21 protein-coding genes and 1 pseudogene are annotated in these 24,434 nt (G+C 70.3%); 18 read left to right on the top strand and 4 right to left on the bottom strand.

What is annotated here, in order from left to right:
- The first annotated feature begins 86 nt into the window (after positions 1-86).
- Positions 87-1,505 (top strand): aldehyde dehydrogenase family protein, encoded by a 1,419-nt coding sequence (locus tag BMW85_RS34465; protein ID WP_091090004.1) that lies wholly within the window; start codon positions 87-89, stop codon positions 1,503-1,505.
- A gap of 101 nt (positions 1,506-1,606) precedes the next feature.
- Here BMW85_RS34465 and BMW85_RS34470 read toward each other — a convergent pair whose 3' ends face one another.
- Together BMW85_RS34470 and BMW85_RS34475 are read right to left on the bottom strand one after the other, a co-directional pair.
- Complete coding sequence (locus tag BMW85_RS34470; RefSeq protein WP_091090007.1) at positions 1,607-2,350, bottom strand: SDR family NAD(P)-dependent oxidoreductase; 744 nt, start codon at positions 2,348-2,350, stop codon at positions 1,607-1,609.
- A complete protein-coding gene (locus BMW85_RS34475) occupies positions 2,347-3,543 on the bottom strand; it encodes a cytochrome P450 (protein WP_177241032.1) in 1,197 nt (398 codons plus the stop codon). The genes BMW85_RS34470 and BMW85_RS34475 overlap by 4 nt, the downstream gene beginning before the upstream one ends.
- 949 nt (positions 3,544-4,492) lie before the next feature.
- On the opposite strand from BMW85_RS34475, the gene BMW85_RS34480 reads away from it, so the two are divergent.
- A complete protein-coding gene (locus BMW85_RS34480) occupies positions 4,493-5,380 on the top strand; it encodes an IclR family transcriptional regulator (RefSeq protein WP_218156060.1) in 888 nt (295 codons plus the stop codon).
- A gap of 135 nt (positions 5,381-5,515) precedes the next feature.
- Here the strand turns inward: BMW85_RS34480 and BMW85_RS34485 are convergent, their stop codons facing one another.
- Together BMW85_RS34485 and BMW85_RS52665 are read right to left on the bottom strand one after the other, a co-directional pair.
- The gene (locus BMW85_RS34485) at positions 5,516-6,442 is read right to left on the bottom strand and encodes a hypothetical protein (protein WP_245775234.1); all 927 of its coding nucleotides are present in this window, start codon (positions 6,440-6,442) and stop codon (positions 5,516-5,518) included.
- Positions 6,443-6,455: 13 nt separating this feature from the next.
- Positions 6,456-6,683: pseudogene (locus tag BMW85_RS52665) on the bottom strand (Rieske 2Fe-2S domain-containing protein); the annotation flags it as partial.
- Positions 6,684-7,244: 561 nt separating this feature from the next.
- Between BMW85_RS52665 and BMW85_RS34500 the strand changes: the two are divergent.
- The 16 genes from BMW85_RS34500 to BMW85_RS34575 form a co-directional block, all read left to right on the top strand.
- Positions 7,245-8,039 (top strand): SDR family NAD(P)-dependent oxidoreductase, encoded by a 795-nt coding sequence (locus tag BMW85_RS34500; protein WP_091090020.1) that lies wholly within the window; start codon positions 7,245-7,247, stop codon positions 8,037-8,039.
- The gene (locus tag BMW85_RS34505) at positions 8,039-8,845 is read left to right on the top strand and encodes an SDR family NAD(P)-dependent oxidoreductase (protein WP_091090022.1); all 807 of its coding nucleotides are present in this window, start codon (positions 8,039-8,041) and stop codon (positions 8,843-8,845) included. Before BMW85_RS34500 ends, BMW85_RS34505 begins: the two co-directional genes overlap by 1 nt.
- 105 nt (positions 8,846-8,950) lie before the next feature.
- A complete protein-coding gene (locus BMW85_RS34510) occupies positions 8,951-10,144 on the top strand; it encodes a cytochrome P450 (RefSeq protein ID WP_091090024.1) in 1,194 nt (397 codons plus the stop codon).
- 168 nt (positions 10,145-10,312) lie between these two features.
- A complete protein-coding gene (locus tag BMW85_RS34515; protein WP_091090026.1) occupies positions 10,313-11,413 on the top strand; it encodes an NAD(P)-dependent alcohol dehydrogenase in 1,101 nt (366 codons plus the stop codon).
- 13 nt (positions 11,414-11,426) lie between these two features.
- On the top strand, positions 11,427-11,693 hold the full coding sequence (locus BMW85_RS34520; protein WP_091090028.1) for a hypothetical protein: 267 nt from the start codon (positions 11,427-11,429) through the stop codon (positions 11,691-11,693).
- Positions 11,694-11,786: 93 nt separating this feature from the next.
- A complete protein-coding gene (locus tag BMW85_RS34525) occupies positions 11,787-12,197 on the top strand; it encodes a nuclear transport factor 2 family protein (RefSeq protein ID WP_091090031.1) in 411 nt (136 codons plus the stop codon).
- A 36-nt stretch (positions 12,198-12,233) separates the two neighbouring features.
- Positions 12,234-12,998: an SDR family NAD(P)-dependent oxidoreductase gene (locus BMW85_RS34530; protein WP_091090033.1), complete on the top strand. Its 765-nt coding sequence runs from the start codon at positions 12,234-12,236 to the stop codon at positions 12,996-12,998.
- A 97-nt stretch (positions 12,999-13,095) separates the two neighbouring features.
- Positions 13,096-14,166: a CaiB/BaiF CoA transferase family protein gene (locus BMW85_RS34535; protein ID WP_091090035.1), complete on the top strand. Its 1,071-nt coding sequence runs from the start codon at positions 13,096-13,098 to the stop codon at positions 14,164-14,166.
- A 62-nt stretch (positions 14,167-14,228) separates the two neighbouring features.
- Entirely contained in the window at positions 14,229-15,350 is a 1,122-nt protein-coding gene (locus tag BMW85_RS34540; protein ID WP_091090038.1) for an acyl-CoA dehydrogenase family protein, read from the top strand.
- 11 nt (positions 15,351-15,361) lie between these two features.
- Positions 15,362-16,534, top strand: coding sequence for an acyl-CoA dehydrogenase family protein (locus BMW85_RS34545; RefSeq protein WP_091090041.1), 1,173 nt, complete (start codon positions 15,362-15,364; stop codon positions 16,532-16,534).
- Positions 16,535-16,561: 27 nt separating this feature from the next.
- Positions 16,562-17,332, top strand: coding sequence for an enoyl-CoA hydratase-related protein (locus BMW85_RS34550; protein ID WP_091090043.1), 771 nt, complete (start codon positions 16,562-16,564; stop codon positions 17,330-17,332).
- 43 nt (positions 17,333-17,375) lie between these two features.
- Positions 17,376-18,560 (top strand): acyl-CoA dehydrogenase family protein, encoded by a 1,185-nt coding sequence (locus BMW85_RS34555; RefSeq protein ID WP_091090045.1) that lies wholly within the window; start codon positions 17,376-17,378, stop codon positions 18,558-18,560.
- 51 nt (positions 18,561-18,611) lie between these two features.
- On the top strand, positions 18,612-20,156 hold the full coding sequence (locus BMW85_RS34560) for a carboxyl transferase domain-containing protein (protein WP_091090047.1): 1,545 nt from the start codon (positions 18,612-18,614) through the stop codon (positions 20,154-20,156).
- Between the two features lie 14 nt (positions 20,157-20,170).
- The gene (locus tag BMW85_RS34565; RefSeq protein ID WP_091090050.1) at positions 20,171-22,138 is read left to right on the top strand and encodes an ATP-binding protein; all 1,968 of its coding nucleotides are present in this window, start codon (positions 20,171-20,173) and stop codon (positions 22,136-22,138) included.
- Between the two features lies 1 nt (position 22,139).
- On the top strand, positions 22,140-23,087 hold the full coding sequence (locus BMW85_RS34570) for a hydroxymethylglutaryl-CoA lyase (protein WP_091090052.1): 948 nt from the start codon (positions 22,140-22,142) through the stop codon (positions 23,085-23,087).
- A gap of 93 nt (positions 23,088-23,180) precedes the next feature.
- The coding region (locus BMW85_RS34575) for a 2-oxoacid:acceptor oxidoreductase family protein (RefSeq protein WP_091090055.1) at positions 23,181-24,434 on the top strand (1,254 nt) is incomplete at its 3' end.

Consider the following 24,434-nt stretch of genomic DNA (forward strand, 5'->3'; position numbering starts at 1 on the left):
CGCGCATCCCGGCCCTGGTCGCCGAGAGCGACCGCTCCGGCGCTGCTCACCCGCGATGACGACAGGCTCGAGAGAGAGGATGCCGGATGTCGGACGCAGAGTTGACGATGACGATCGGGGGCCGGGCCGTACGGGCGCCGCGCTCGTTCCCGATCGTGGACCCGTCGACGGGGGAGGTGGCCGCGCATGCCCCCACCGCCGAGGCGGAGCACGTCGAAGACGTCATGGCGGCGATGGCGGCGGCGCAGCCGGCGTGGGCCGCCGAGACGGCGGACGGCCGGGCACGGGTGATGCACCAGGGCGCCGACGCGGTCGCCGCCTCCATCGACGAGATCGCCCGGCTCTCGACCCTTGAGCTCGGCGCTCCGCTGGCCTTCTCCAAGGGGCTGGTGACGGGCGTGATCTCCGCCCTGCGCTACTTCGCCGGCAGCGAAGTGGCCGGCGAGGTCCTCAGCGACAGCGAGAGCGAGCGGGTGGAGGTGTTGCGACGTCCGGTGGGACCGGTCGTCGCGATCACCCCGTGGAACGTGCCCGCGTACATGATGGGCCTCAAGATCGGTCCAGCGCTGGCGGCCGGCAACTGCGTGGTGGTCAAGCCGTCGCCCTACACCCCGCTCGCCACGCTCCGCGTCGGGGAGATCCTGCGCGAGGTGTTCCCCGCAGGGGTGCTGAACGTCGTGTCCGGCACCGACGAACTCGGCCCCATGCTGGTCGACCACCCGGTCCCGCGGAAGGTCACCTTCACCGGATCGATTCCCACCGGGAAGGCGATCGCCGCGTCCGCCGCCAAGGACCTCAAGCGGGTGACCCTCGAACTGGGCGGCAACGACCCGGCGATCCTGCTCGACGACGTCGATGTGGAGGCGATCGCGCCGAAGCTCTTCTGGGCCGCGTTCACCAACTCCGGTCAGGTCTGCATCGCGATCAAGCGCGTCTACGTCCCCGCGCACCTGCACGACGCCCTCGTCGATGCCCTCGTCGGACTCGTACCGTCGGTGCGGCTCGGGTCAGGGTTGGACGAGAGCACCAACATGGGGCCGCTGCAGAACCGCGCGCAACTCGACTTCGTCGCCGCGCTCGTCGAGGACGCGAAGGCCAAGGGCGCCACGGTGGCCGCCGGCGGCCGGCCCGAGGACCGGCCGGGCTACTTCTACGCGCCCACCATCGTCGCCGGCGCCGCCGCGGGGATGCGCGTGGTCGACGAAGAGCAGTTCGGGCCGGTCCTTCCATTGGTGCCCTACACCGACCTCGAAGACACCGTCGCCCAGGCCAACCACCGCTACTTCGGCCTCGGCGCCTCCGTGTGGAGCGGCGACCTCGACCGCGCCGGCGCCGTCGCCGACCGGTTGGAGGCCGGGCAGGTCTGGGTCAACACCCACCAGTCCACGCTCGGCTTCTCCCAGCCGCTGACGGGGGTCAAGCACAGCGGCCTCGGGGTGGAGAAGGGCCGCTGGGGGCTCGAAACCTTCACCGAGCTGCAGACCCGCTACGTGTCCCGGGCCTGACGCGCCGGTTCCTGTTCCGCGGCCGGCGGCGACCTGCCCTCTACAAGACCACCACGCTCCCAGGGGTGGCCGAGCACGTGCGGCTCGGCCACCCCAAGTGGTCACGGCATGAACTTCCCGCCGTTGACGTGCAGCGTCTGCCCGGTGATGAAGCCGGCTTCGTCCGAGGCGAGGAACCGTACCGCCTGAGCGATCTCCTCGACCTCTCCCGTTCGCCGCATCGGGATGCGGGAGGTGTCCAGCGGCGCCCCGGCCCTGGCGGTGCCCTCCGTCCGCGTCGGGCCGGGAGAGACGACGTTGACCCGCACCGCCGGAGCCAGCTCGGCCGCGAGGCACCGGCTCAAGCCCAGGACGCCGGCCTTGCTGGCCGAGTAGGCGACGAGATTCGGGTTGGCCATCGAACCGGCCCCGGAGGAGATGTTGACGATGGATCCGCCGCCGGTCTCCACCATGCTCCTGGCCGCCTCCCTGCAGACCAGGAACGTCCCGGTCAGGTTGACGCCGATGACCAGGTCCCAGGTCTCGTCGGTGGTGTCCAGAGCCGGTGCGAAGGGGAACACGCCGGCGCAGTTCACCACCGTGCGGATCCGCCCGTACTCGGAGACCGCGAGCTGGACCATCGCGCGGACCTGATCCGTTCGGGTGACGTCCACCGCCACGGCGGACGCCCGTACGCCGAACTCGTCCTGACACCGGGCGGCGACCGCCTTGGCGTTGTCGAGATCGACGTCCGCCACGACGAGCGATTCACCGTGCGAGGCGAACTCCAGCGCGATCCCCTTGCCGATGCCGCGGCCCGCTCCTGTCACCAGCGTCGCGCCGTCCCGCGCGTCCGTCTGTGTCATGCCCAACGCACCGGGAACGAGACGAGGCCGCGCGTGAGGAACCCCGCGAGCCACTCGACCTGGTCGGTCGCGAGCTCCAGCTTGCGCTCCGAAGCCAGATGGGCGAACGCCACCTGGGCCTCCAGACGGGCGAGGCTGGCGCCCAGGCACATGTGGATGCCGCCGCCGAAGGCCACGTGGCGGGGGCCCTCCCGCCGGATGTCGAACCTGTGCGGGTCGGTGAACGCCTCGGGGTCGCGGTTCGCGGCCGAGAGGATGGCGTAGACGTGCTCGTCCTTGCGGATCAGCACGTCCCCGAGCTTCATGTCCTCGGGCGCGATCCGCAGCAGGCTGTTACGCGGCGGCCCCTCGTAGCGGAGGATCTCCTCGACCGCGGACGGGATCACGTCCGGATGGGCCCGCATGTCGTCGTAGGCGTCCGGATGGGTGAGGAACAGGTGCATGCCGTTGGCGATCAGGTTCTTGGTGGTGCTGAACCCCGCGTTGTGCAGCAGCATGCAGTTGGCGATGATCTCCAGATCGGAGAGCCTGCCGTCCACGTCCTCGGCGTCGCTGGCCTCGATCAGCTGGGAGATGATGTCGGATCCGCCCGGGTTCGCCCGTCGTTCCTTGATGAGGTCCCCGAAGAAGGTGAAACACTCCTTCGCGATCGCCTCGCGCTCCGCGGCCACCTCCGGAGCCTGGGGCAGGGGTTCCAGAGCGCCGAACAGCGCCTGACCCCAGGCCGCGAAGTCCTCCTCCATGTCTGTGGGGACACCTACGAGGCGGCAGATCAGGCGCAGCGGCACCCGGTACGCGAAATCCTCGAGGAAGTCGAACTCGTCGCGCTCACGCAGGCCGGAGAGCAGGTCCTGGACGATCTCGTTGATGTGACCCCGGCTCTGCTCCACGGACCTGGGGGTGAAGATCCGCGAGACGAGCCCGCGCAGCCGCGTATGGTCGGGCGGGTCCCGGAAGGCCATGCTCTCGAGGAACACCTGCTGGGTCGGGGTGATGCCGGTCCTGCCGTCCATCTCGTCCCGGCTCCAGCGCCGGTCCCGGACCAGAGCCTGCGCCTCGGCGTAGGAGGTCACGAGAACCGGACCCAGCGAGGTCCGGTAGACCGGCGCGTGTGCACGCAGACGGTCGAAGAAGGGGTAGGGGTCACGGGTGATGTCCGCACGGTCCGGATGGTCCGAGCTGAGGTACAGCACTACCTCTTCTGCGATGGTCCGGCCTTGGGGGTGCGATGTGAGACGGGTTGTCATGCGGTCAAGCCTCCTCCGCGTACTCCGCGCGGCCGCGCGGAGCGGATACCGCTCCCTCATCGCCTGTGTGTGCGCGTGTGGCGCATACGCGAAGGAGGGAAGAGCGGCAGCAGCAGTTGGGCGCATATTGCGAATAACTGTAGTAGTGTACGGTATTTCGTTGTTCTAGCCAATGCTTGCAGCGGCCGAATGAGGCCGCTGACTCGGTCGCCGGGCGTCGTCGCGCGGCATGCCGGTCAAGGGTCACCTGCTGGTGTGAGGTGCAGACTCCGCTGCTCGTGGCCGACCGGCATCCTGGGCGGCAGTCGGGTCACATCGGAGGCGGCCTGACCAGCATGCGCGGCCAGTCGTAATTGCTGACGATATGTCGGAGAGAGCCGATGACCAAGTACGGCATGTGCGGCGGGATGGCCCGGGGTGGAGTGGGCGGGCCCTCGCGTTCGGGCGCGAGCTGGAGGCGATGGATGATCTGCACCGGTTCATGGCCTGTCTCGCCCATGTACGCCTGACCGGCAGGTCGTTAGTTTGGCCGAAATGTCGTTATAGGATGCTGTCCCTGTCTCGCTCCGGCCGGGCAGGTCGCGGCGGGTGGATTGCCGTGCGAGGCGCGCCGGCGCAGGGGGACGGGGATGTGTATCGGTGATACGGGGGATAAATCGGGCGGCTTCGGCCATCCCGAGAGCGAACGCGGGGGCGCTATGTTCGACGAAAATTCGTTATCGGCATCCATGCCACGGTATCCTTGATCCGGATTTGGCCATCCGGGGTGTGTGGACGGTTGATCTCGGCACCTCTACCCGATGACTCGCTCATTTCGAGGGCTGATCGGCGCGATGCCGTGCGAGTGTCGCGGACACGGGCAAGTCACCCGGGCCGGGTGGCGCCAGGTGTTCGATTGGCTTTTACCGACTGGCAAGGCATCTTGAGCGACCAATGGAAAGGGATTCCGATGGCGAAGGCTGTGGAACCGGTCCAGCCGGCCGAGGCCGCCCCACCTGCGCGGCGCGGGCGGCGTTCGCGCGGCGGTCCCGCGGAGGCCAACGGGACGACCGTGCCCGCCGCTGCCCGGGCGATGGCGCTCTTCGAGATTTTCGCGCGAGAGCGGCGCGAGCTCACCAAATCCGAAGTGGCCAGGCTGCTGGACATACCCGAGAGCAGCAGTTCCGACCTGCTCAACACTCTGCACGAACTGGGTTATGTGAGCCGTACCGTCACGACACGGCGTTTCTACCCCACCGGCCGCCTGCTCGCCGTCGCCAAGGCGATCGCCGAGAACGACGCCCTCGCGGCGTTCGGCACCGAGGCGAGCGGGTTGCTCGCGCAGCGCTCGGGCGAAACGGCCTGTTGCGCGGTGCTCGCCGGTGACCGGATCAAGGTGCTCGCGGTCTCGGAGGGGCGGCACCGCCTGCGCTATGTGCTCGGGGTGGGGGACACCTTCACCATCCACGGCACCGCGATCGGAAAGGCGTTGCTGGGCGGCCTCGACGACCACGACATGAGCCGGACGCTGCGGCTGAAGGCGCTGTCCAGGCTCACGGACCGGACGAAGACCGAGCCGCGGGAACTCGAGGACGAGGTGCGCCGCCACCGGGAACTCGGCTGGTACCAAGCCGTCGACGAGGGCACGGTCGGCGTCAGTTCGTTCGCGGTCTCCAGTCGGATCGGGGACGACATGGTCGGTCTGGGGATCATCGGACCGACGGATCGGGTGCGCTCCAGCCAGGACGAACTGCTCAAGATCCTGCACGAGGTCAAGGACACCGTCTTCGGCAGCGCCTCCTGACAGGCTCGCTCGGCGGCCGGGATCGTACCGCTGAAACCGGATTTACTGGGGCTTTTCCGACAGTAAGGGCTTAAGCGAGAAAAGCGCCTTCCGCCACTAGGGAAAGCGCGCCGCGTCGGCGGCGCGCTCCTCTCGTCAGTCGGCGGCGCGGGTGTAGTGATCGCGCCAGTCCTCGCCCTCGGGAACGTCGTATTGAGCCGGCCGCGGTTGTTCCTTGGGATCGAAACCTCTGGGGTCCTCGCCCTTCTGGACCCGCTGGACATTGTCGATCATCTGTCGGCGGAAGCGCGCGATGGCGAGGTCGGCGGGGACGAGATGCTCGACGGGGAAGCGCTCGACGCCACCCATCGAAGCGCTCACCGCGAAATCCTCAGGGATGAAGCGGTAGAGGCCGGTGAAGCTGCCGTTCTTCATCGCCGCGCGGTCCTGCAGCCAGTTGTTCGACTTGTTCGGCCGGTCCGGCAGGTCGTGGAATTCGCGCCCGGCTCCGTAGACGTTCTTGGCGATGTCGTCGATGCCGTAGTAGGTGAGAATCTCCTGGCGGGCCTCTCCGTCCCTGATGTTCCGGGTCGGATCCCAGAAGGTCATGAAGAGGTACGACCGGTCGTCATCCACGGGCAACACCATCTGGGCAAGGTGGCCGGACTGGGTGAGGATCGACGTCGGGTGCTTGAAGCTCGTCACCCTCGCCCGGCGGCGCACCGAGCCGTCGACCTGCCGGTGCCGGCTCACGGCGGCATAACGGAAGCCGAAGTCGGTCTCCTGCACCTCGATGTCCGGCGCGAGGTCCTGCGCCAGCACGCCCGCGGACGCGACCCGCGGCGTCCCGCCGAAGCTGGGCGCCGGTCCCTCACCTGCCGCCAGCTGACGCAAGGCGTCCTGGTGCAGCGAACCGGTGTGGGTGGTGTCGATGAGGCCCTCGACGAGACGCGTGTAGTTGGCGGAGCAGACGACGAGTTCGACCACGACGTTCTCGCCGGGCAGGTCGAAGAACGGGTAGCGCTGGAAGGGCGGCTCCTTGTCCTGGGGGCCCAAGTGCCCCCAGACGACGCCGCCGGCCACAGAGTGAAGCGCTGCGGTGCGTGCACAGTTCGTCGAGCAGCCCGAGGCGCCCCTCGCTGTCGCGGAAGAGCACGAAGTCCTCTCCCAGGGCGCGTACACGCATCGGGTCGCCGTCGTTGTCGGCCACATCGGTCGAGAGCGCGATCGGCAACCAGAACCGCTTGAAGCAGGCGTTCATCGGCGTGCCAGGACCGACCTCCATGAGCAGTCTCTTCTGCGTGATCAGGTCCATGCACGACATCCCTTCGCCATGGCCGGGTGGGGACCTTACGGTATTTCGGTATGTCAGTCGCGGTCTCGTGATCCCGTGTGACGCGCGTCGAAGGTTCCTGTCGGTGCCGAGCGCGCTCGGCGTGCGACCTGGTGTCCGCAGGATTACGATATCTCGGTCGATGTTACGGCTGAGTGTTGAAGGGGGCAAGGGCGGCGTCCGGCCGGGCGTCGGCCCCGGTGGGGGCCGAGGGTCGCAGGTGAACGTGGCTGTCCCCCTTGCGCCCCTTCTGCGAAATATCGTAGATTTCCACGAAGTTACACGGATCCCTCGCCGGGGTGACGTGACGCTCGAGGAAATGCGTGTGCAAGCACTGATCGTGTTCTCCAGCCGCTCGCATCCGCGTACGGCCGCCGCCTCCTGTCCGCGCCGCGCGCAGGCAGGGCTCGGTCTCGTCGGTCGCCGACCTTCATAAGCCTGAGCTCACCCGGTGCGGATCATGAACAGGCCACGTGGAGACGGGTCGCGACGGCCGAGCCGGCGCGGCCCGATACGTATGCACAACGGTCGCGACGAGAGAGGGGCAGCCAGATGGCACAGCCGACAGAAGAGGCGCAGAACTTCGGCGGATGGCCGGTCAACGGTGGCGCCCCGCCCGCGGACGGCGTGGCCTGGGTGGTCGGAGTCGGGGCGAAGCAAGGCACGGGTGCCGCCGTGGCCCGGCGTTTCGCCGCCGGCGGTCTGCACGTCGTCGTCACCGGACGTACGAAGGAGAAGATCGCCGAGGTCGTCGAGGACATCCGGAGCCGGGGTGGGCGGGCGACGGCCGTGGTCGGTGACGCCGGCACGGAAGCCGGCCTCCAGGAATCGCTCGCGACCGTCGACGAGCTCGGGCCTCTCGTGGTCGCCACGTACAACGCGGGCGGATCCCAGTGGCGCTCCAGCATGCTGGACATGGACGCCGAGTTCTTCGAGAGCGTCTGGCGGACCAACTGCTTCGGCGCCTTCCTCACCGGACGTGAGTCGGCTCGCCGCATGGTCGGCAGGGGAGGCGGAGCCATCCTGTTCACCGGTTCCGTCTCCGGCGTGATCGCCCGGCCCAAGCTTGCCGCGTACGCCTCGGCGAAGTTCGGCCAGCGGGCCGTGGCCCAGGCGCTGGCGCGGGAGTTCGGGCCGCGCAACATCCACGTCGCGAACATCATCGTCCACGGCCCCATCGACGGAGATCGGCTCAACAGCGCCTTTCCGCAGGCGAAGGACCGCCGCCCGAAGGACGGCATGCTGGACATCGAGCAGATCGCGGAGACGTTCTGGCAGGTGCTCGTGCAGCCGCGCACGGCGTGGACCCAGGAGATGGACATCCGCCCCTACTGCGAGGAATTCTGATGGCTTCGCCTGACGAGGTCGCCGACTACGTCGGGCGGCTCCGGCTCGACGGCCGCGGGGTCGTGGTGCTCGGCACCGGACAGGGCATCGGAGGCGCCGTCTGTGAGGCCGTGGCGCAGGCGGGGGGCAGGGTCCTGTGCGTGGACCGGGACGGCGCCCAGGCCGAGGCCACGGCCGCCCGCTGCGGCGGCGAGGCGATGGCCGCCGACGTCACCGACCGGACTCGGCTCGGGTCGGTGTTCGACCGGGCGGAGGAGCTGTTCGGCGACGATCTCTACGGCATCGTGGACGTGGTGGGCGTCGCGATGCCCGAGCTCCTCGCCGACGGCACGGAGGAGTCGATGCAACGGCAGTTCGACCTAGTCCTGCGTCATCCCGTGCTCCTCGCCCAGGTGGCGATCCCGCGGCTGGCCCGCAGGGGCCGCGGCAGCGTGGTGTTCGTCGGATCGTTGGCGGGGGTGGCCAACACCAGGCGGCTCGGGCTGTACGGCACCGCGAAGGCGGCGGTCCACCACCTCGCGACCGCCTGCGCCCAGGAGTTCGGCCCGCAGGGTGTCCGGACCAACGCCATCGTCGTCGGCCGCGTCCTTCAGTCGGGCGGGGATCCGAACCCCGACGACGAGGCGGTGCGCGCGGTCGAGCGGGCCGTGCCGCAGGGGCGTTGCGGAGTGCCCGGCGACATAGCGTCGGTGGTGCTCTTCCTGCTGTCCGACCTGGCCGGCTACGTCAACGGCGCCAGGATTCCGGTCGACGGTGGCATCGGCGTGGTCTCGCCGCTGCCGAGCACGCAGCGCGCCAACCGCTGAAGGCGCGTTCGTCTCGGCGGGCGCTCCCTCTCTATCCATTGACGCGTACCACGATAAATCGTAACTTAACGCGAAATACCGCAAAGACGGCGGCGGAGGGCTCTGATGTCGGAGAAGAAGTGTCCTGTTCTGGACATCGCGAAGGTGAACAACGCACACGGGCACGTGGAGGCCTACGCCACGGTGCGCGAGGGAGGACCGGTCGCCCGCAGTGAGGATCTGGGCGGCTACTGGGCCCTTCTCGGATACACCGAGGTGCGGGAGGGCGCGAACGACACCGAGCGCCTGTGCTCGGGGCTGGGTTCGACGATCCCCGCCCTGGGCATGACGTTCCGCCCCATCCCCGTGGAGGTGGACCCGCCGCACCACCGCAACTACCGCAAGATCCTCGTTCCCGAGCTGCGCCCCGACCGGGTCGCGGACTGGACGGACCTCATCCGCCGCAAGGCCGACGAGGCGATCGACACCTTCATCGAGAACGGGAAGGGCGACCTCTGCGCGATCGCCCGCTACATGCCGCCGGCGGTGATCGCCGCGATCCTCGGGGTGCCCGAAGACGGGCCGCTCATGGTCAAGCTGACCGACGACATCAACCGCGCCGCGACGGAGAACGACGCGGAAGGCAAGAAGAACGCCAACATCGCCCTGTTCCGGTACGTGGACCAGATCGTGACCGCGGCGGAGCAGAGCGAGGACCGCGCCGACCTGCTGACCTTCATCGCCAAGGCCGAGATCGAGGGTGCGCCCATCGGGCACGACATCGCGGTCGCGATGACCGTCACCCTGGTCATCGCCGGACAGGAGACGACGGTCAACGGGATCGGCGGCTCCCTGTGGCGTCTGGGCGCCCACCAGGACGTCAAGAAGCGGCTCATCGAGGACCCCTCGCTGATCCCGGCGGCTGTGGAGGAGAGCCTCCGCCTGGAGTCGCCGGTGCAGATGATGGGCCGGACCGCCACTTCGGACTTCGAGCTGCAGGGCGTGCCGATCTCCAAGGGCGACCGCGTGGGCCTCGCCTTCGGCGCGGCGAACGTGGATCCCGCGAAGTTCGAGAGCCCCGAGAAGTTCGACCTCGACCGGACGGGCAACCCGCACGTGGCCTTCGGGCACGGCATCCACCGCTGCATCGGCGAGCACCTGGCCCGCCTCGAGATGCGCGTCGCCATCGAGCAGGTCCTGACCCGCATGCCGGACTTCGCGCTGGACGGCGAGATCGAGATCGGCAGCAACATCCCCATCAACCGAGGCCCCAAGGCGGTTCCCGTCACCTTCACCCCGGGTTCCCGCGTGTACGCCTGATCGCCTTCTCGCGGATGGAGGCGGTCCTCGCCCGGCAGTCGCACGTCGCGTCGAGCGCCGGCCAGGGCGCCGCCGTGCGGTGATCGGCCGGCCATCGCGGACGAAGACCCCGGCAGGGACCGTGACCGACGACGCGGTCCGCCTGCCGCTTACTGACGAGGAGCAGGGATGAAAGCAACAGCGGCGGTGTGCGAGGCGGCGGGCCGGCCGCTCCGGTTCCGTGAGGTGGAGGTCGCCGAGCCGAGGGCGACGGAGGTGCTGGTGCGCGTCACCGCCTCGGGCATCTGCCACACCGACATCTCGATCATGCAGGGGAAGATCCCCTTCGGGCTGCCCGGTGTGGTGGGCCATGAGGGCGCGGGTGTGGTGGAGTCGGTCGGCTCCGGCGTGACCACGGTCCGCCCCGGAGACAAGGTCCTGCTCGTCTCGCCCTCCTGCGGGCTGTGTCAGCCCTGTCTGACCGGGCATCCGGCACTCTGCGCGGTGCCCGCCCTGCGCTGGGGAGGCCGACGGCTCGACGGCACGGCGGTCCTGACCATGGACGGCGAGCCCGTCGCGGCCAGGTTCCTGGGGCAGTCCTCTTTCAGCACCTACGCCCTCGTCGAGGAGCGCACCGTTCTCAAGGCGCCCGGCGACCTCGCCGACGACGTCCTCGCCCCCTTCGGGTGCGGCGTGGTGACCGGGGCCGGGGCCGTGCTCAACGTGCTGAAGCCGCAGCCGAACCAGAGCGTGGTCGTGCTGGGGGCGGGCGCGGTGGGCATGTCCGCGATCATGGCGGCCACGCTGACCCCTGCGGCACGCCTGATCGCGGTGGACATGGTGCCGGAACGGCTGGCCCTGGCCGAGGAGCTCGGCGCGACGGACACGATCAACGGCGCGGAGACCGACGACCTCACGGCGGCCATCAAGGACGCCACCGGTGGCGGTGCGAACGTCATCGTCGAGACGACCGCCAGCACCAAGGTGCTGCGGTCCGCTCTGCCGGCGCTGGCCCGGGGCGGTGCGATGGGCCTGATCGGCGCGCCGGCCGCCGGCGAGCAGGTGTCCCTGCCCGTGGTCCAGCTGATCATGGGCGCGATGCGCATCGAGGGCATCGTGATGGGGGACGGCACCGCGCCGTTCCTGCAGGCCCTGATGCGGCTGCACCGGGACGGGAGGTTCCCCGTCGACCGGCTCGTGCGGACATACCCCTTCGACCGGATCGAACAGGCCATGGCCGACGCCGAGAGCGGCAAGGTCATCAAGCCCGTGCTCACCTTCGGCGCGTGAGGAGGGGATCAGCATGGGCGAGCAGGACGACAAGTCCGTGTACGTGGAGGTCGTGGTGGCCATCACCTGGGAGGAGGGCCGCTATTCGGCCCGGTGCCTGGGGGTGGGCGACATCAGCTGCCAGGGCGACACCATGGTCGACGCCGTGCTGGACCTCGCGGAGCGGCTGTCGGGCCACTTCTCCGCCGGTGGTTCTCCGGTCGACCGCCCGGACCGTTCCAAACTCTGGCAGCCGCTCCCGGTGGAGATGCTGACGGCGCTGGACGTGGCCGTGCACTGATCCTCGGCCCGGTTGGGACGAGATCGCATTTCATCGACGCGGGCTTCTCCGGCGCCCCCGGGGTGTCTCGCGTCCGTAACCAGAAGGAGAGACATGACGGAGCCCGACTACCCCGACCGTGAGACCGTCCGTCAGACGGTGCTCAGCTACGTCAAGGGCCTGGAGAACTCGGAGTTCGATGCCGTCGCGGACCTTTTCACCGACGACGCCTTCTACTCCCACCCGCCCTTCGACCCGGACAGCCCCAAGCGTGCCGAGGTCAAGGGGCGTGAAGCGCTGCGTGCCCTGCTGAAGGGCAGGCGCGGCACCCGCAAGTGGCACCACGAGATCCAGTCGCTCTTCGTCGCCGACGACCGCTGCCTGATCGAGGGCATCGTGCGTGAGTTCGAGGGCGGCCCGATCAGGTCGTCGTTCGCGGGAGCGGGGACGTTCGACGGTGAGGGCCGGATCAGCCGCTGGGTGGCCTACCGCAGTGTGCCCGCCATCGGGGAGTCGCTCGAGTAGCGGGTGTCCCGTACGGATCGGCGGACGAGGAGAGCCATGGCGGAGTCACTGGAGGGGCTGGTCGCCGTCGTCACGGGGGCCAGCAGCGGGATCGGACGGGCCACGGCGCTCCGGCTCAGCGCGTCGGGAGCCACCACCGTGCTGGTGGCGCGCCGGCACGACCGGCTGGCCGAGCTGCGCGACGAGATCGGCGGGCGGGGCGGCCGGTGCGTGGTCCTGCCCGCGGACGTGACCGACGGCGACCAGGCCGTACGGGTGGTGGAGGACACCGTGGCCGCGCTCGGCCGGCTGGACGTCCTGGTCAACAACGCCGGGGTCATGTTGCTCGGCGCGGTCGCCGACGCGCCGGTCGAGGAGTGGGACCGGATGATCGATCTGAACGTCCGAGCCCTGCTGCGGTTGACCCACGCGGCGTTGCCGCATCTTGTCCGGGCCGCGCGCACCGCGCCGCGCGGCGTCGCCGACGTCGTCAACGTCAGCTCGATCGCGGGGCGGGCGGTGCGCTCAGGCAACGCGGTCTACGGCCTCACCAAGTCCGGCGTGGGCGCCTTCAGCGAGTCGCTGCGCCAGGAACTGGCGGGCCGCTACGTACGGGTGTCGGTGATCGAGCCGGGCGCGACCGAGACCGAGCTGTCCAGCCATGTACGCCCCGAGGTCATGGCCGCACGCAGGAAGGCCATGGGCGACGTCGTACGGCTGGCCGCGGACGACGTGGCCGACGCGATCGACTACGTCGTGACCCGTTCCCGGGAGGTCGCGCTCAACGAGGTCGTCATCCGGCCCACCACCCAGGTGTACTGACCGAACACCTCTCCGGCAGATGCCAATCAACGAAATAGTGAAGTCTTTCGCGAAATACCGTAATATCCGCCGTGTGGCGATGCCGGAGAGGTGGAGCATGGAACGTGACGAGAGGGCGGGCACCCGTCCTGGGGGACCGCTGTCGGGGCTGAGGGTCGTCGACTTCTCCGAGCTGGCGCCCGGCCCCTTCCTGACCCGGTGCCTGCGCGACCTGGGCGCCGAGGTGGACAAGGTCGAGCGGCCCGGCAGGGACGGCGCCTTCACCACCCATCCCGGCACCTACCAGGTACTCAACGACGGCAAGCGGATCCACGCGCTCGACCTGAAGCGGCCGGCGGGCCTTGAGGCGGCCGAGGCTCTCGTGGCGGAGGCCGACGTGCTGGTGGAGGGTTTCCGGCCAGGCGTGATGACGCGCCTCGGGCTGGGGTTCGACCAGCTCTCCGCCCGGCACCCCGGCCTCGTCTACGTCTCCATCAGCGGTTTCGGGCAGGACGGTTCGTTGTCGCGGGTGCCCGGCCACGACCTCAACTACCTGGCCGCCTCCGGGATGCTCAGCCTCATGGGCGGCCTCGACGACCCGCCCTCCCTGGGCGTGGGGGTGCCGATCGGCGACCTCCTGGGTTCGATGTACGCCCTCAGCGCCACCCTCACGGCCCTGCTCCAGCGCAACGAGACCGGCCTCGGCCGGCATCTGGACGTGTCCATCACCGACTGCCTCATGCACGGCATGAACATGGTGCTGGGCCAGCTCCAGGCCGACCGGCGGGCCTCGCTGGGGGAGTGCCGCGAGGCCGTCTTCACCAGGCCGGCCTACGGCGTCTTCGAGACCTCCGACGGCGAGTACGTGAGCATCGCCGCCCTGGAGGAACACTTCTGGCAGCGCCTCGTCGCCGCCCTCGGGCTGGAGGTGTCGGATCTCGGGCTGGAGAGCCGCCTCGACCGGCTGCGCGGGACGCGCGAGATCAACGGCCGGATCGCCGAGGCGGTGCGCGCCCTGGCCGCCAAGGACGTGATCGACCTGCTGGAGGCCGCCGACGTGCCGGTCATGCGGGTCACCGCCCCCCTGGAACTGGCGGGGTCCACCCAGGCCCGGGATCGGGGCCTCTTCACCGCCACCGGTGAGGACGGCCTCGGTTACGTCCGCTTCCCGGTGCGGCTCGAGGGCTGAGAGCGTGCCGCGGGTCATGCGAGTGATGAGAGAACGAACCGGTCGCCTCGGGAAGGATCGCGGTGGACTTTCGGCTTGACGAGACGGCGGAGACCCTCGGCGATCTGACGGGTCAGATCCTCGGCCGGGAGCTTCCGGACACGATCATCGCCTCCAGCGAGTGCGAGAGCGACGGCTACTCGCGGAGCGCGTGGCAGGGCCTCGTGGAGGCCGGCGTGCCGGAGGCGTTCCTCACCGCGACGCTGGGCGGCGCCGACGCCGATCACACTGTGCTCGCCGCCGTGCTGCGGCAGGTGGCCGTGTACGGCGGGCTGGTGCCGGCTCTCCCGGTGCTGGCCTTCGGCCTGCAGAGCCTGGCCAGGTACGGCGGCGAGCCGCACCGGGACCTGATGGTCCGCGCGGCCAAGGGGCAGGCGCTGGTGACCGGGGCCCTGTGCGAGCCCGGCGGGCGCCGGGTGGCCGACGCGGCGACGCGGGCGGAGCGCATTCCCGGGGGCTTCCGCCTGAGCGGAGTGAAGAATTTCGTCCGGTTCGGCGAGGAGGCCGAGGCGATCCTCGTCCCCGCACGCGTCGGCGACGGCGAGGTCGGGATCTTCGTGGTGCCCGCCGGCCTCGACGGGTTGACGCCGGCCGAGCACCCGGTGCCCGACCACGTCCCCACCGCGCGGGTCGGCCTGGACGCGGTGACCGTGCCCGAGCACGCCCTGCTGGGCGAAGGGGAGCGGGTGGCGGAGGCGGCCGAGCATTTCGAGCTCACCGCGCTGCTGGGGCTCTGCGCCACCGCCTCGGGCCTGCTCGAACGCGCCATGACGCTGACCGCCGGGCACATCAGGACCCGCAAGCAGTTCGGACGGGCGCTGGCGGAGTTCCAGGCGGTCACCATGCAGATAGCGGACGTCTTCGTGGCCCATCGCACGCTGGAGAACAGCTGCCTGGCCGCGGCCTGGCAGCTGTCGACGGGCCGGACGCTCCAGGCGCGGCGGAGCCTGTCGGCCGCGGCCTATCTCGTCTGCCACGACCTCGTGCCGGCGCTGTTCACCTGTCAGCACCTGCACGGCGGCACCGGGCTGGACCTCGACCACCCCCTGCACCGTTACTTCACCGGCGGGCTCGCCATCGGCCAGATCCTCGGGGGCACCGAGGCCTGTCTCGACGCCGCGGCCGGCCGCGCCTGGGCGAGCTGAGAGGAACGATCGTGCACATCGACCTGACCGCGGAGGAGCTGGAGCTCCAGCGGGAAGCGGACGCCTACTTCGCGACGGTGCTGACGGACCGGGAGCGGGAGCAACTGCGCGAGGACGAGTTCGGTCCCGCGTACAAGGCGGTGTCCCGGCGGCTGGGGCGCGACGGGTGGCTCGGCCTGGGCTGGCCCACCGAGTACGGCGGCCGGGCGCTCGGCCCCATGGCCGACCAGATCGTGGTCAGCGCCGCGTTCCGCCACGAGGTCCCCTACCCGCTGGTCACCGTCTACTCGGTCGGACCGGCGCTGCAGACCTTCGGCACGCCCGAGCAGCAGAAGGAGTTCCTCCCCCGTATCCTCGCCGGCGACCTGCAGGTGTCCATCGGGTACAGCGAACCCGGCGCCGGCACCGACCTGGCGTCCCTCGCCACCGTGGCCCGGCGGGACGGCGACGCGTACGTGGTCAACGGCCAGAAGATGTTCACCTCCGGGGTGCACACGGCGGACTACGTCTGGCTGGCGTGCCGTACCGACCCCGGCCAGTCGAGGACGCGGGGCCTGTCGATCCTCATGGTCGACACCCGGCTTCCCGGCGTCAGCTGGACGCCCATCCGGGTGCTGGCCCGGTCCCGGCAGGTGAACGCGACCTACTTCGACGACGTGCGGGTGCCGGCCGGCTGCCTCATCGGTGAGGAGGACAAGGGCTGGAAGGTCATCATGAACCAGCTCAACTCCGAGCGGTTCATCGTGGGACCCGCGGGCAAGATCCAGGCCCATCTCGACCGGTTCCTGCGCTGGGCCCGTGAGACGCGGCTGGACGGCTCGCGTCACATGATCGACCTGCCGGAGGTGCGCAGGGCGCTGAGCGAGATCGACGCGATCGTCACCGCCAACGAGCTGCTCAACTGGCGGATCGTGGCGGACACCGGAACCGGGTCGCTGAATCCCGCCGACGCTTCGGCGAACAAGCTGTACAACTCCGAGCGGCTCGTGGAGGTCGGCGCGCGCGTCGCGGAGATCGTGCAGCGGTACGGCGACCCCGCCGACGAGGCGACCGCCACCGTGCTGCGGGAGGTCGACTACGCGCTCAAGATGGAGCTCAAACTGCCCGTGGGCGGGGGCGTCAGCGAGATCCAGCGGGAGACGGTGGCCACGCTGGGCCTCGGCCTGCCCAGGGCACCGCGGTGATCGTGATCCACGGCAAGGAGTGCCCGAATGTCTGAACTTGTGCTGTCCAGCCCGGATCGCGATCGCGGGGTGGCGACTCTGACGCTCAACTCGGTCGCCAACCGGAACGCCCTGTCGTCCGGCCTGCTGGAGGAGTTGCTGAGGCTGTTGGAGCAGGCCGAGGACGACGACTCGATCCGGGTCGTCGTGCTGCGGGCGAACGGGCCGTCGTTCTGCTCCGGGGCGGATCTGGCGGCGGCGCGATCCGGTTCGATGGCTCCGATCGTCCGCGGCATCGTCGAGGTGCAACGGCGGATCGTCACGATGAGCAAGCCGGTCGTCGCGAGGGTGCACGGCAGCGTTCGCGCCGGAGGTCTCGGAGTGGTGGCCGCGGCCGACATCGCCGTGGGGTCGACCGAGAGCTCCTACGCGCTGACCGAGGTCCGGCTGGGGCTGGCGGCCGCCTCCATCAGCCTCACCGTGCTTCCCCGCCTGACCGATCGGGCGGCGTCCTACCACCTGCTTTCCGGCCGCGCCTTCGACGGCGCCGAGGCCGCGCGCATGGGGCTGCTGACCTGCGCGGTGCCGGAGGCCGAGCTCGACGCCGCCGTCGAGTCCGTGGTGAGCGAGGTGCTCAAGGGCGATCCGCAAGGGCTCAGGGAGACCAAGACCCTGCTCACCGCTCCGCTGCGGAGCCGCTTGGACGAGCTCGGTCAGGACATGATCGATCTTTCCGCCGAGCTCTTCGCCTCACCGCGGGCGCGGCGCGCGATCGAGGCCGTGCTCTCCCGAGGCCGGCAGCCCCGGCCGCCCGCCTAGACGCGATCGCGTTCCCCCCATCGAAGCCTCCTAGGAGTGATGAATGTCGTTCGAGCTGTCCCCTGAGCACGAGGAGTTCCGGCGTAGTGTGCGCGAGTTCGCCGAGGCCGAGATCGCGCCGCACGCGGATCGGTGGGACAAGGAGCACCATTTCCCGGTCGACGTGGTGCGCAAGATGGGCGACCTGGGGTTGTTCGGTCTGACCGCTCCTGAGGAGTACGGCGGCAGCGCCGGGATGGACGACTCGGCCGGCGACTTCACCGGCCTGTGCCTGGCGATCGAGGAGATCGGCCGCGTCGACCAGTCGATGGGGATCACGCTCGAGGCGGCCGTCGGTCTGGGGATCAACCCGATCCTCACCTACGGGTCGGAGGAGCAGCGGAAGACGTGGCTGCCGGACCTGGTCGCGGGCCGTACGCTCGCCGGGTTCGGCCTCACCGAGCCCGGTGCGGGGTCGGACGCGGGCGCGACGCGGACCAGGGCGGAGGCGGCCGACGGGGAGTGGGTCGTCAACGGCTCGAAGCAGTTCATCACCAACTCCGGTTCGTCGATCACCTCGCTGGTGACGGTGACCGCGCGCACCGGGACCCGTGACAACGGGAAGGCCGAGCTGAGCACCATCATCATCCCGTCGGGCACCCCGGGGTTCATCGTGGAGCCGGCGTACAACAAGATGGGCTGGCACGCCTCGGACACCCATCCGCTCACCTTCCACGACGTACGCGTCCCGGAGGCGAACCTGCTCGGCGAGCGGGGCCGCGGCTACGCGCAGTTCCTCGCCACGCTGGACGACGGGCGGGTCGCGATCGCCGCGCTGGCGGTCGGCTGCATCCAGGCGTGCCTGGACATGTCCGTGCGGTACGCGGGCGAGCGCACCACGTTCGGGGTGCCGATCGGGTCCAAGCAAGGGCTGGCCTTCCAGATCGCCGACCTGGAGGTCATGCTCCAGGCGTCCCGTGTGCTGACCTACCGTGCCGCGGCGCTCAAGGACGCCGGCCGGCCGATGCGGGAGTTCAAGCAGGCGGCCGCGGTCGCGAAGCTGTACGCCACCGAGTCCGCGGTCACCGCGACCCGGATCGCCACCCAGGTCTTCGGCGGTTACGGGTTCGTCGAGGAGTCCCCGGTGGCCCGCTTCTACCGGGACGCGAAGGTGCTGGAGATCGGTGAGGGCACCTCCGAGGTGCAGCGGATGCTCATCGCCCGCGGCCTCGGCCTTCCCGTCGAATAGCGAGCCCTTCCACCGTGTGCAGAGACCGGAGCGAGAGCAGTGAGTGAGAGCATGAGGGGCCTGGCGGCCGAGCTGCGCGAGCGGCTGGCGGCCGTCCGCGAAGGCGGGTCGCAGGCGGCCAGGCGCAAGCACCTGGCGCGTGGCAAGCTGTTGGCCCGCGACCGGGTCGACCGGCTGCTCGACCCCGGCAGCCCGTTCCTTGAGCTGAGCCCGCTCGCCGCGACGGGAATGTACGACGACGCGGTGCCGTCCGCGGGCATCGTCACCGGCGTGGGGCGGGTGAGCGGCCGCGAGTGCCTGATCGTCGCCAACGACGCCACCGTCAAGGGCGGCACCTACTACCCGGTCACGGTCAAGAAGCATCTGCGCGCGCAGGAGGTCGGCCGCGCCAACCGCCTGCCCTGCGTCTACCTGGTCGACTCCGGCGGCGCGTTCCTGCCGATGCAGGACGAGGTGTTCCCGGACCGGGAGCACTTCGGCCGGATCTTCTTCAACCAGGCGCGCATGTCGGCGGAGGGCATTCCTCAGGTCGCCGCGGTGATGGGCTCGTGCACGGCCGGTGGCGCGTACGTCCCCGCGATGTCGGACGAGTCGGTGATCGTGAAGGAGCAGGGCACGATCTTCCTGGGCGGCCCGCCGCTGGTGAAGGCGGCCACCGGTGAGGTCGTGACGGCCGAGGACCTGGGCGGCGGCGAGGTGCACGCGCGGGCCAGCGGGGTGGTGGACCACCTGGCCGAGGACGACGCGCACGCGCTGGCGATCGTGCGGCGCATCGTCGGCACCTTCGAGCGCGGGGGAGCGCCGTCGCTCGCGCGGACGGTGGCAGAGGAGCCGGCGGAGGATCCCGAGGGCCTGTACGACGTGGTGCCGGTCGATCCGCGCAAGCCGTACGACGTGCGTGAGGTGATCCGGCGGGTCGTCGACGGTTCCCGTTTCACGGAGTTCAAGGCCCTGTACGGCGACACGCTGGTGTGCGGTTTCGCGCGCGTCTGGGGCTATCCGGTGGCCATCGTGGCCAACAACGGGATCTTGTTCTCCGAATCGGCACTGAAGGGTGCGCACTTCATCGAGCTGGCCGACCAGCGGGGGATCCCGTTGGTGTTCCTGCAGAACATCAGCGGGTTCATGGTCGGCAAGGAGTACGAGAACCGCGGCATCGCGAAGGACGGCGCGAAGCTCGTCACCGCGGTCGCGTGTGCGGTGGTGCCGAAGTTCACGGTCGTCATCGGCGGCTCCTACGGCGCGGGCAACTACGCGATGTGCGGCCGTGCCTACGACCCCCGCTTCCTGTGGATGTGGCCGAACGCGCGGATCTCGGTGATGGGCGGGGAGCAGGCCGCCACCGTGCTGGCCACCATCCGGCGGGACGGGATCGAGGCCGGCGGCGGCACCTGGCCGGCCGAGGAGGAGGAGCGGTTCAAGAACCCCATCCGGGCGCAGTACGAGCACCAGGGGTCGCCGTACCACTCCACCGCCAGGCTCTGGGACGACGGCGTCATCGACCCGGTCGACACCCGCCGAGTGCTGGGGATGGGGCTGGCCGCCGCGGCGAGCGCCCCGATCCCCGAGCCGGCGTACGGCGTCTTCCGGATGTAGGGGAGAAAGTGACCATGACCAGCATCGGCACGCTGCTCGTCGCCAACCGCGGCGAGATCGCGCTGCGCGTGATCCGCGCGGCGCGCCGGATGGGCCTGCGCACGGTGGCGGTGTACTCCGACGCCGACCGCCGGGCGCCACATGTGCGGGCCGCCGACACCGCCGTCCGGATCGGCCCGGCGCCTGCCGCCGCCTCCTATCTCGACATCGACGCCGTCATCGGGGCCGCGCGGCGCACCGGCGCGGACGCGATCCACCCGGGGTACGGCTTCCTCTCGGAGCGGGCCGCGTTCGCGCGTGCCGTGACCGAGGCCGGTCTGACCTTCGTCGGGCCCTCCGCCGAGGTCATGGAGCTCATGGGCAGGAAGGACGCCGCCCGTCAGGTCGCGATCGACGCCGGTGTGCCCGTCGTCCCGTCCGTCGAGCTGACGGCCGGCCAGGCCGCCGGGTCGCAGGTGCGTTTCCCTGTCCTGGTCAAGGCGGCCGCGGGTGGCGGCGGCAAGGGGATGCGGATCGTGCGGGAGCCGGCCGACCTGGCCGGCGCGGTCGAGGCGGCGCGCCGGGAGGCGGCGAGCGCGTTCGGCGACGACGCGATCCTGATCGAGCGGTACGTCGAGCACGGCCGTCACGTCGAGGTGCAGGTACTCGCCGACCACTACGGCAACGTCGTCCACCTGTTCGAGCGGGACTGCTCGGCGCAACGCCGTCACCAGAAGGTCATCGAGGAGGCGCCCGCGCCCACCGTCTCGGCGGGTGTGCGCAGGGTGCTGACGGACTCGGCCGTCGCCCTGGCGAAGAAGGTGGGCTACGCCAACGCCGGGACCGTGGAGTTCCTGGTCAGCGGTGAGGAGGTGTTCTTCCTGGAGATGAACACCCGGCTGCAGGTCGAGCACCCGGTCACCGAGCTGGTCACCGGGCTCGACCTGGTGGAGCTGCAGTTGCGCGTCGCCGCCGGTGAGCCGCTGCCGTTCACCCAGGACGACGTCACGGTCACCGGGCACGCGTTCGAGGCCCGCGTGTACGCCGAGGACGCCTTCCACGGCTTCCTGCCGCAGGCCGGGGTGGCCGAGCTGGTGCGCTGGCCGGCGCGCTCGCGGGTCGACGCCGCCCTTGAGTCCGGTCAGGAGGTGACGACCTTCTACGATCCGATGCTCGGCAAGGTGATCGTGCACGGACCGGACCGGGAGGTGGCGCGCCGGGCGCTGGTGGCCGCGCTGGACGACACCGCGATCCTGGGCCTGACCACCAACGTCGGCTTCCTGCGCGGACTTGCCGGTTGTGACGCGTTCCGCGACTGCGAGGTGGACACCGCCTGGCTGGACCGCAACCCGGAGGCGATCCGGCCCGCGGGGCTGGAGACGGCCCGGGTGTTCGCGGCCTGGGCACTGGCCGGCATGGGGGGCGGGCAGGCGGGCGGGCAGGCGGACGGGCAGGCGGGCGGGCAGGCGGGCCACCCCTTCGGCGTCGCCGACGGGTGGCGGCTCGGTGGACCGGCGGCGCCGACGCCGGTGGAGCTGAGCGTCGACGGGGACAGGACGCTGTTCCTGGTGCACCGCTCCGGCCGGGTCACCTGCGACGGCGCGGAGTGGTCGGTCCGCCCGGTCGCGGCCGACGGCGAGGTGCTGCGCCTGGAGATCGACGGTCTGGTCCGCGAGGGCACCGTCCGGACCCACCGGGACGCCGTACAGGTCGCCCACCTCGGCTCCACGTTCACCTTCGAGCGGCCGGACGCGTCCGGGACGGGCGGCTCGGCGGTCACCGGTGACGGCACCGTCCTCGCCCCCATGCCGGGCACCGTGCTCGTGGTGGCGGTCGAGGCAGGGCAGGCGGTCGAGGAAGGCGCCGTGCTGGGTGTGATGGAGGCCATGAAGATGGAGCTCACCCTCAGGGCGCCGATGGCCGGCACGGTCACCCGGGTCGGCGCCGCGGCGGGCGACCAGGTGCCGCTCGGTGCGCCGTTGTTCGTGGTGGAGGGGAGCTGACATGCGCGCACCCCAGACGGTGCCCGAGGCGGGACTGCCGGGTCGGGTCACGATCTACGAGGTGGGTCCCCGGGACGGCCTGCAGAACGAGAAGACGGTGGTGCCGGTCGCGGTCAAGGCCGAGTTCGTCCGCCGCCTGGTGGCCGCCGGTCTGCCCGTCGTGGAGGCGACCAGCTTCGTGCGTCCCGGATGGGTGCCCCAGCTCGCCGACGCCGCCGAACTGGCCGACGAGATCGCCGACCTGATCCACGACGGGCGCGTGCCGCTGCCGGTGCTGGTCCCGAACGAGCGCGGCCTGGAGCGGGCGCTGGACAAAGGGCTCCGCCACGTCGCGATCTTCGGCAGCGCGACGGAGACGTTCGCCCGGCGCAACCTCAACCGCGGCCTCGACGAGCAGTTCGCGATGTTCGAGCCCACCGTGGCCCGTGCCCGCGAGGCCGGCGTGGACGTACGCGCCTACGTGTCGATGTGCTTCGGCGATCCGTGGGAGGGGGACGTGCCGATCGACCGGGTGGTCGACGTCGGCAAGCGCCTGTTCGACCTCGGCGCCTCGCAGCTCTCCCTCGGCGACACGATCGGGGTCGGCACTCCCGGCCACGTCACCGCGCTCCTGCGCGCGTTCGCCGACGCCGGTCTGCCCGTCGACCGTCTCGCGGTGCACTTCCACGACACCTACGGTCAGGCGCTCGCCAACGCGTACGCCGCTCTGCGCGCCGGGGTCACCACCTTCGACGCGTCCGCCGGAGGACTCGGCGGCTGCCCGTACGCAGAAAGCGCGACGGGCAACCTCGCCACGGAAGACCTGGTCTGGATGCTGCACGGCTTGGGCGTCGAGAGCGGTGTCGACCTGGAGACGCTGGTGAGCACCAGCAACTGGATGGCCGGGCGGCTCGGCCGGCCCAGCCCTTCGCGGGTCGTGGCGGCTCTGGCCCGCGGCTCGGACAAGTAGTCACTAGAGAAGTTCCTGAGGTGGATGTGGCATGACAGCGATGACGTCTCCGGCCCGGATGGGCCTGGGTGTTTCGGAAGGTTTTGAGGAGCTGTGAACAAGCAGGTTCAGCAACTCGACCGGGTGATCATCCGGTTCGCGGGTGACTCCGGCGATGGGATGCAGCTCACCGGTGATCGGTTCACGGCGGAGACCGCCCAGTTCGGCAACGACCTGTCGACGCTGCCCAACTTCCCGGCGGAGATCCGCGCCCCGCAGGGGACCCTTCCCGGGGTGTCGAGCTTCCAGTTGCACTTCGCCGACCACGACATCCTGACCCCGGGCGACGCGCCGGACGTGCTCGTCGCCATGAATCCCGCCGCGTTGAAGGCGAACCTCGGGGATCTGCCCAAGGGCGCCGACATCATCGCGAACACCGACGAGTTCACCAAGCGCAACCTGGCCAAGGTGGGCTACGAGGGCAACCCGCTGGAGGACGACTCACTGGCCGGGTGGCGGCTGCACGCGGTGCCGCTGACCTCGCTGACGGTCAAGGCCCTTGAGGGCTACGACATCTCCAAGAAGGACGCCGAGCGGGCCAAGAACATGTTCGCCCTCGGGTTGCTGTCGTGGCTGTATCACCGGCCGACCGAGGGGACGATCCAGTTCCTGGAGGCCAAGTTCGCCAAGAAGCCGGAGATCGCCAAGGCGAACATCGTGGCTTTCCAGGCGGGCTGGAACTACGGCGAGACGACCGAGTCGTTCTCGGTCTCCTACGAGATCAAGCCGGCCACGCTCCGCCCGGGCACCTACCGGAACATCTCCGGCAACCAGGCCCTGGCGTACGGGCTCATCGCGGCGTCGGTGCAGGCGAAGCTGCCGCTGTTCCTGGGCTCGTACCCGATCACGCCGGCCTCCGACATCCTGCACGAGCTGTCGAAGCACAAGCGGTTCGGCACCCGGACGTTCCAGGCCGAGGACGAGATCGCCGGCGTGGGCGCGGCGCTCGGGGCGGCCTTCGGCGGGTCGCTCGGCGTGACCACGACCTCGGGCCCGGGCGTCGCGCTCAAGGCCGAGACCGTGGGCCTGGCGGTGACCACGGAGCTTCCGCTGATCATCGTGGACGTGCAGCGGGCCGGCCCGAGCACGGGCATGCCGACCAAGACCGAGCAGACCGACCTGCTGATGGCGATGTACGGCCGCAACGGCGAGTCGCCGGTGCCGGTGCTGGCGGCGGCCACGCCGTCGGACTGCTTCACCATGGCGATCGAGGCGGCGCGGATCGCGCTGAAGTACCGCACCCCGGTCATGCTGCTGTCGGACGGCTACCTGGCCAACGGTTCGGAGCCGTGGCGCATCCCCGACGTC

The sequence above is a fragment of the Nonomuraea wenchangensis genome, from assembly GCF_900111685.1.
GTDB lineage: Bacteria > Actinomycetota > Actinomycetes > Streptosporangiales > Streptosporangiaceae > Nonomuraea > Nonomuraea wenchangensis.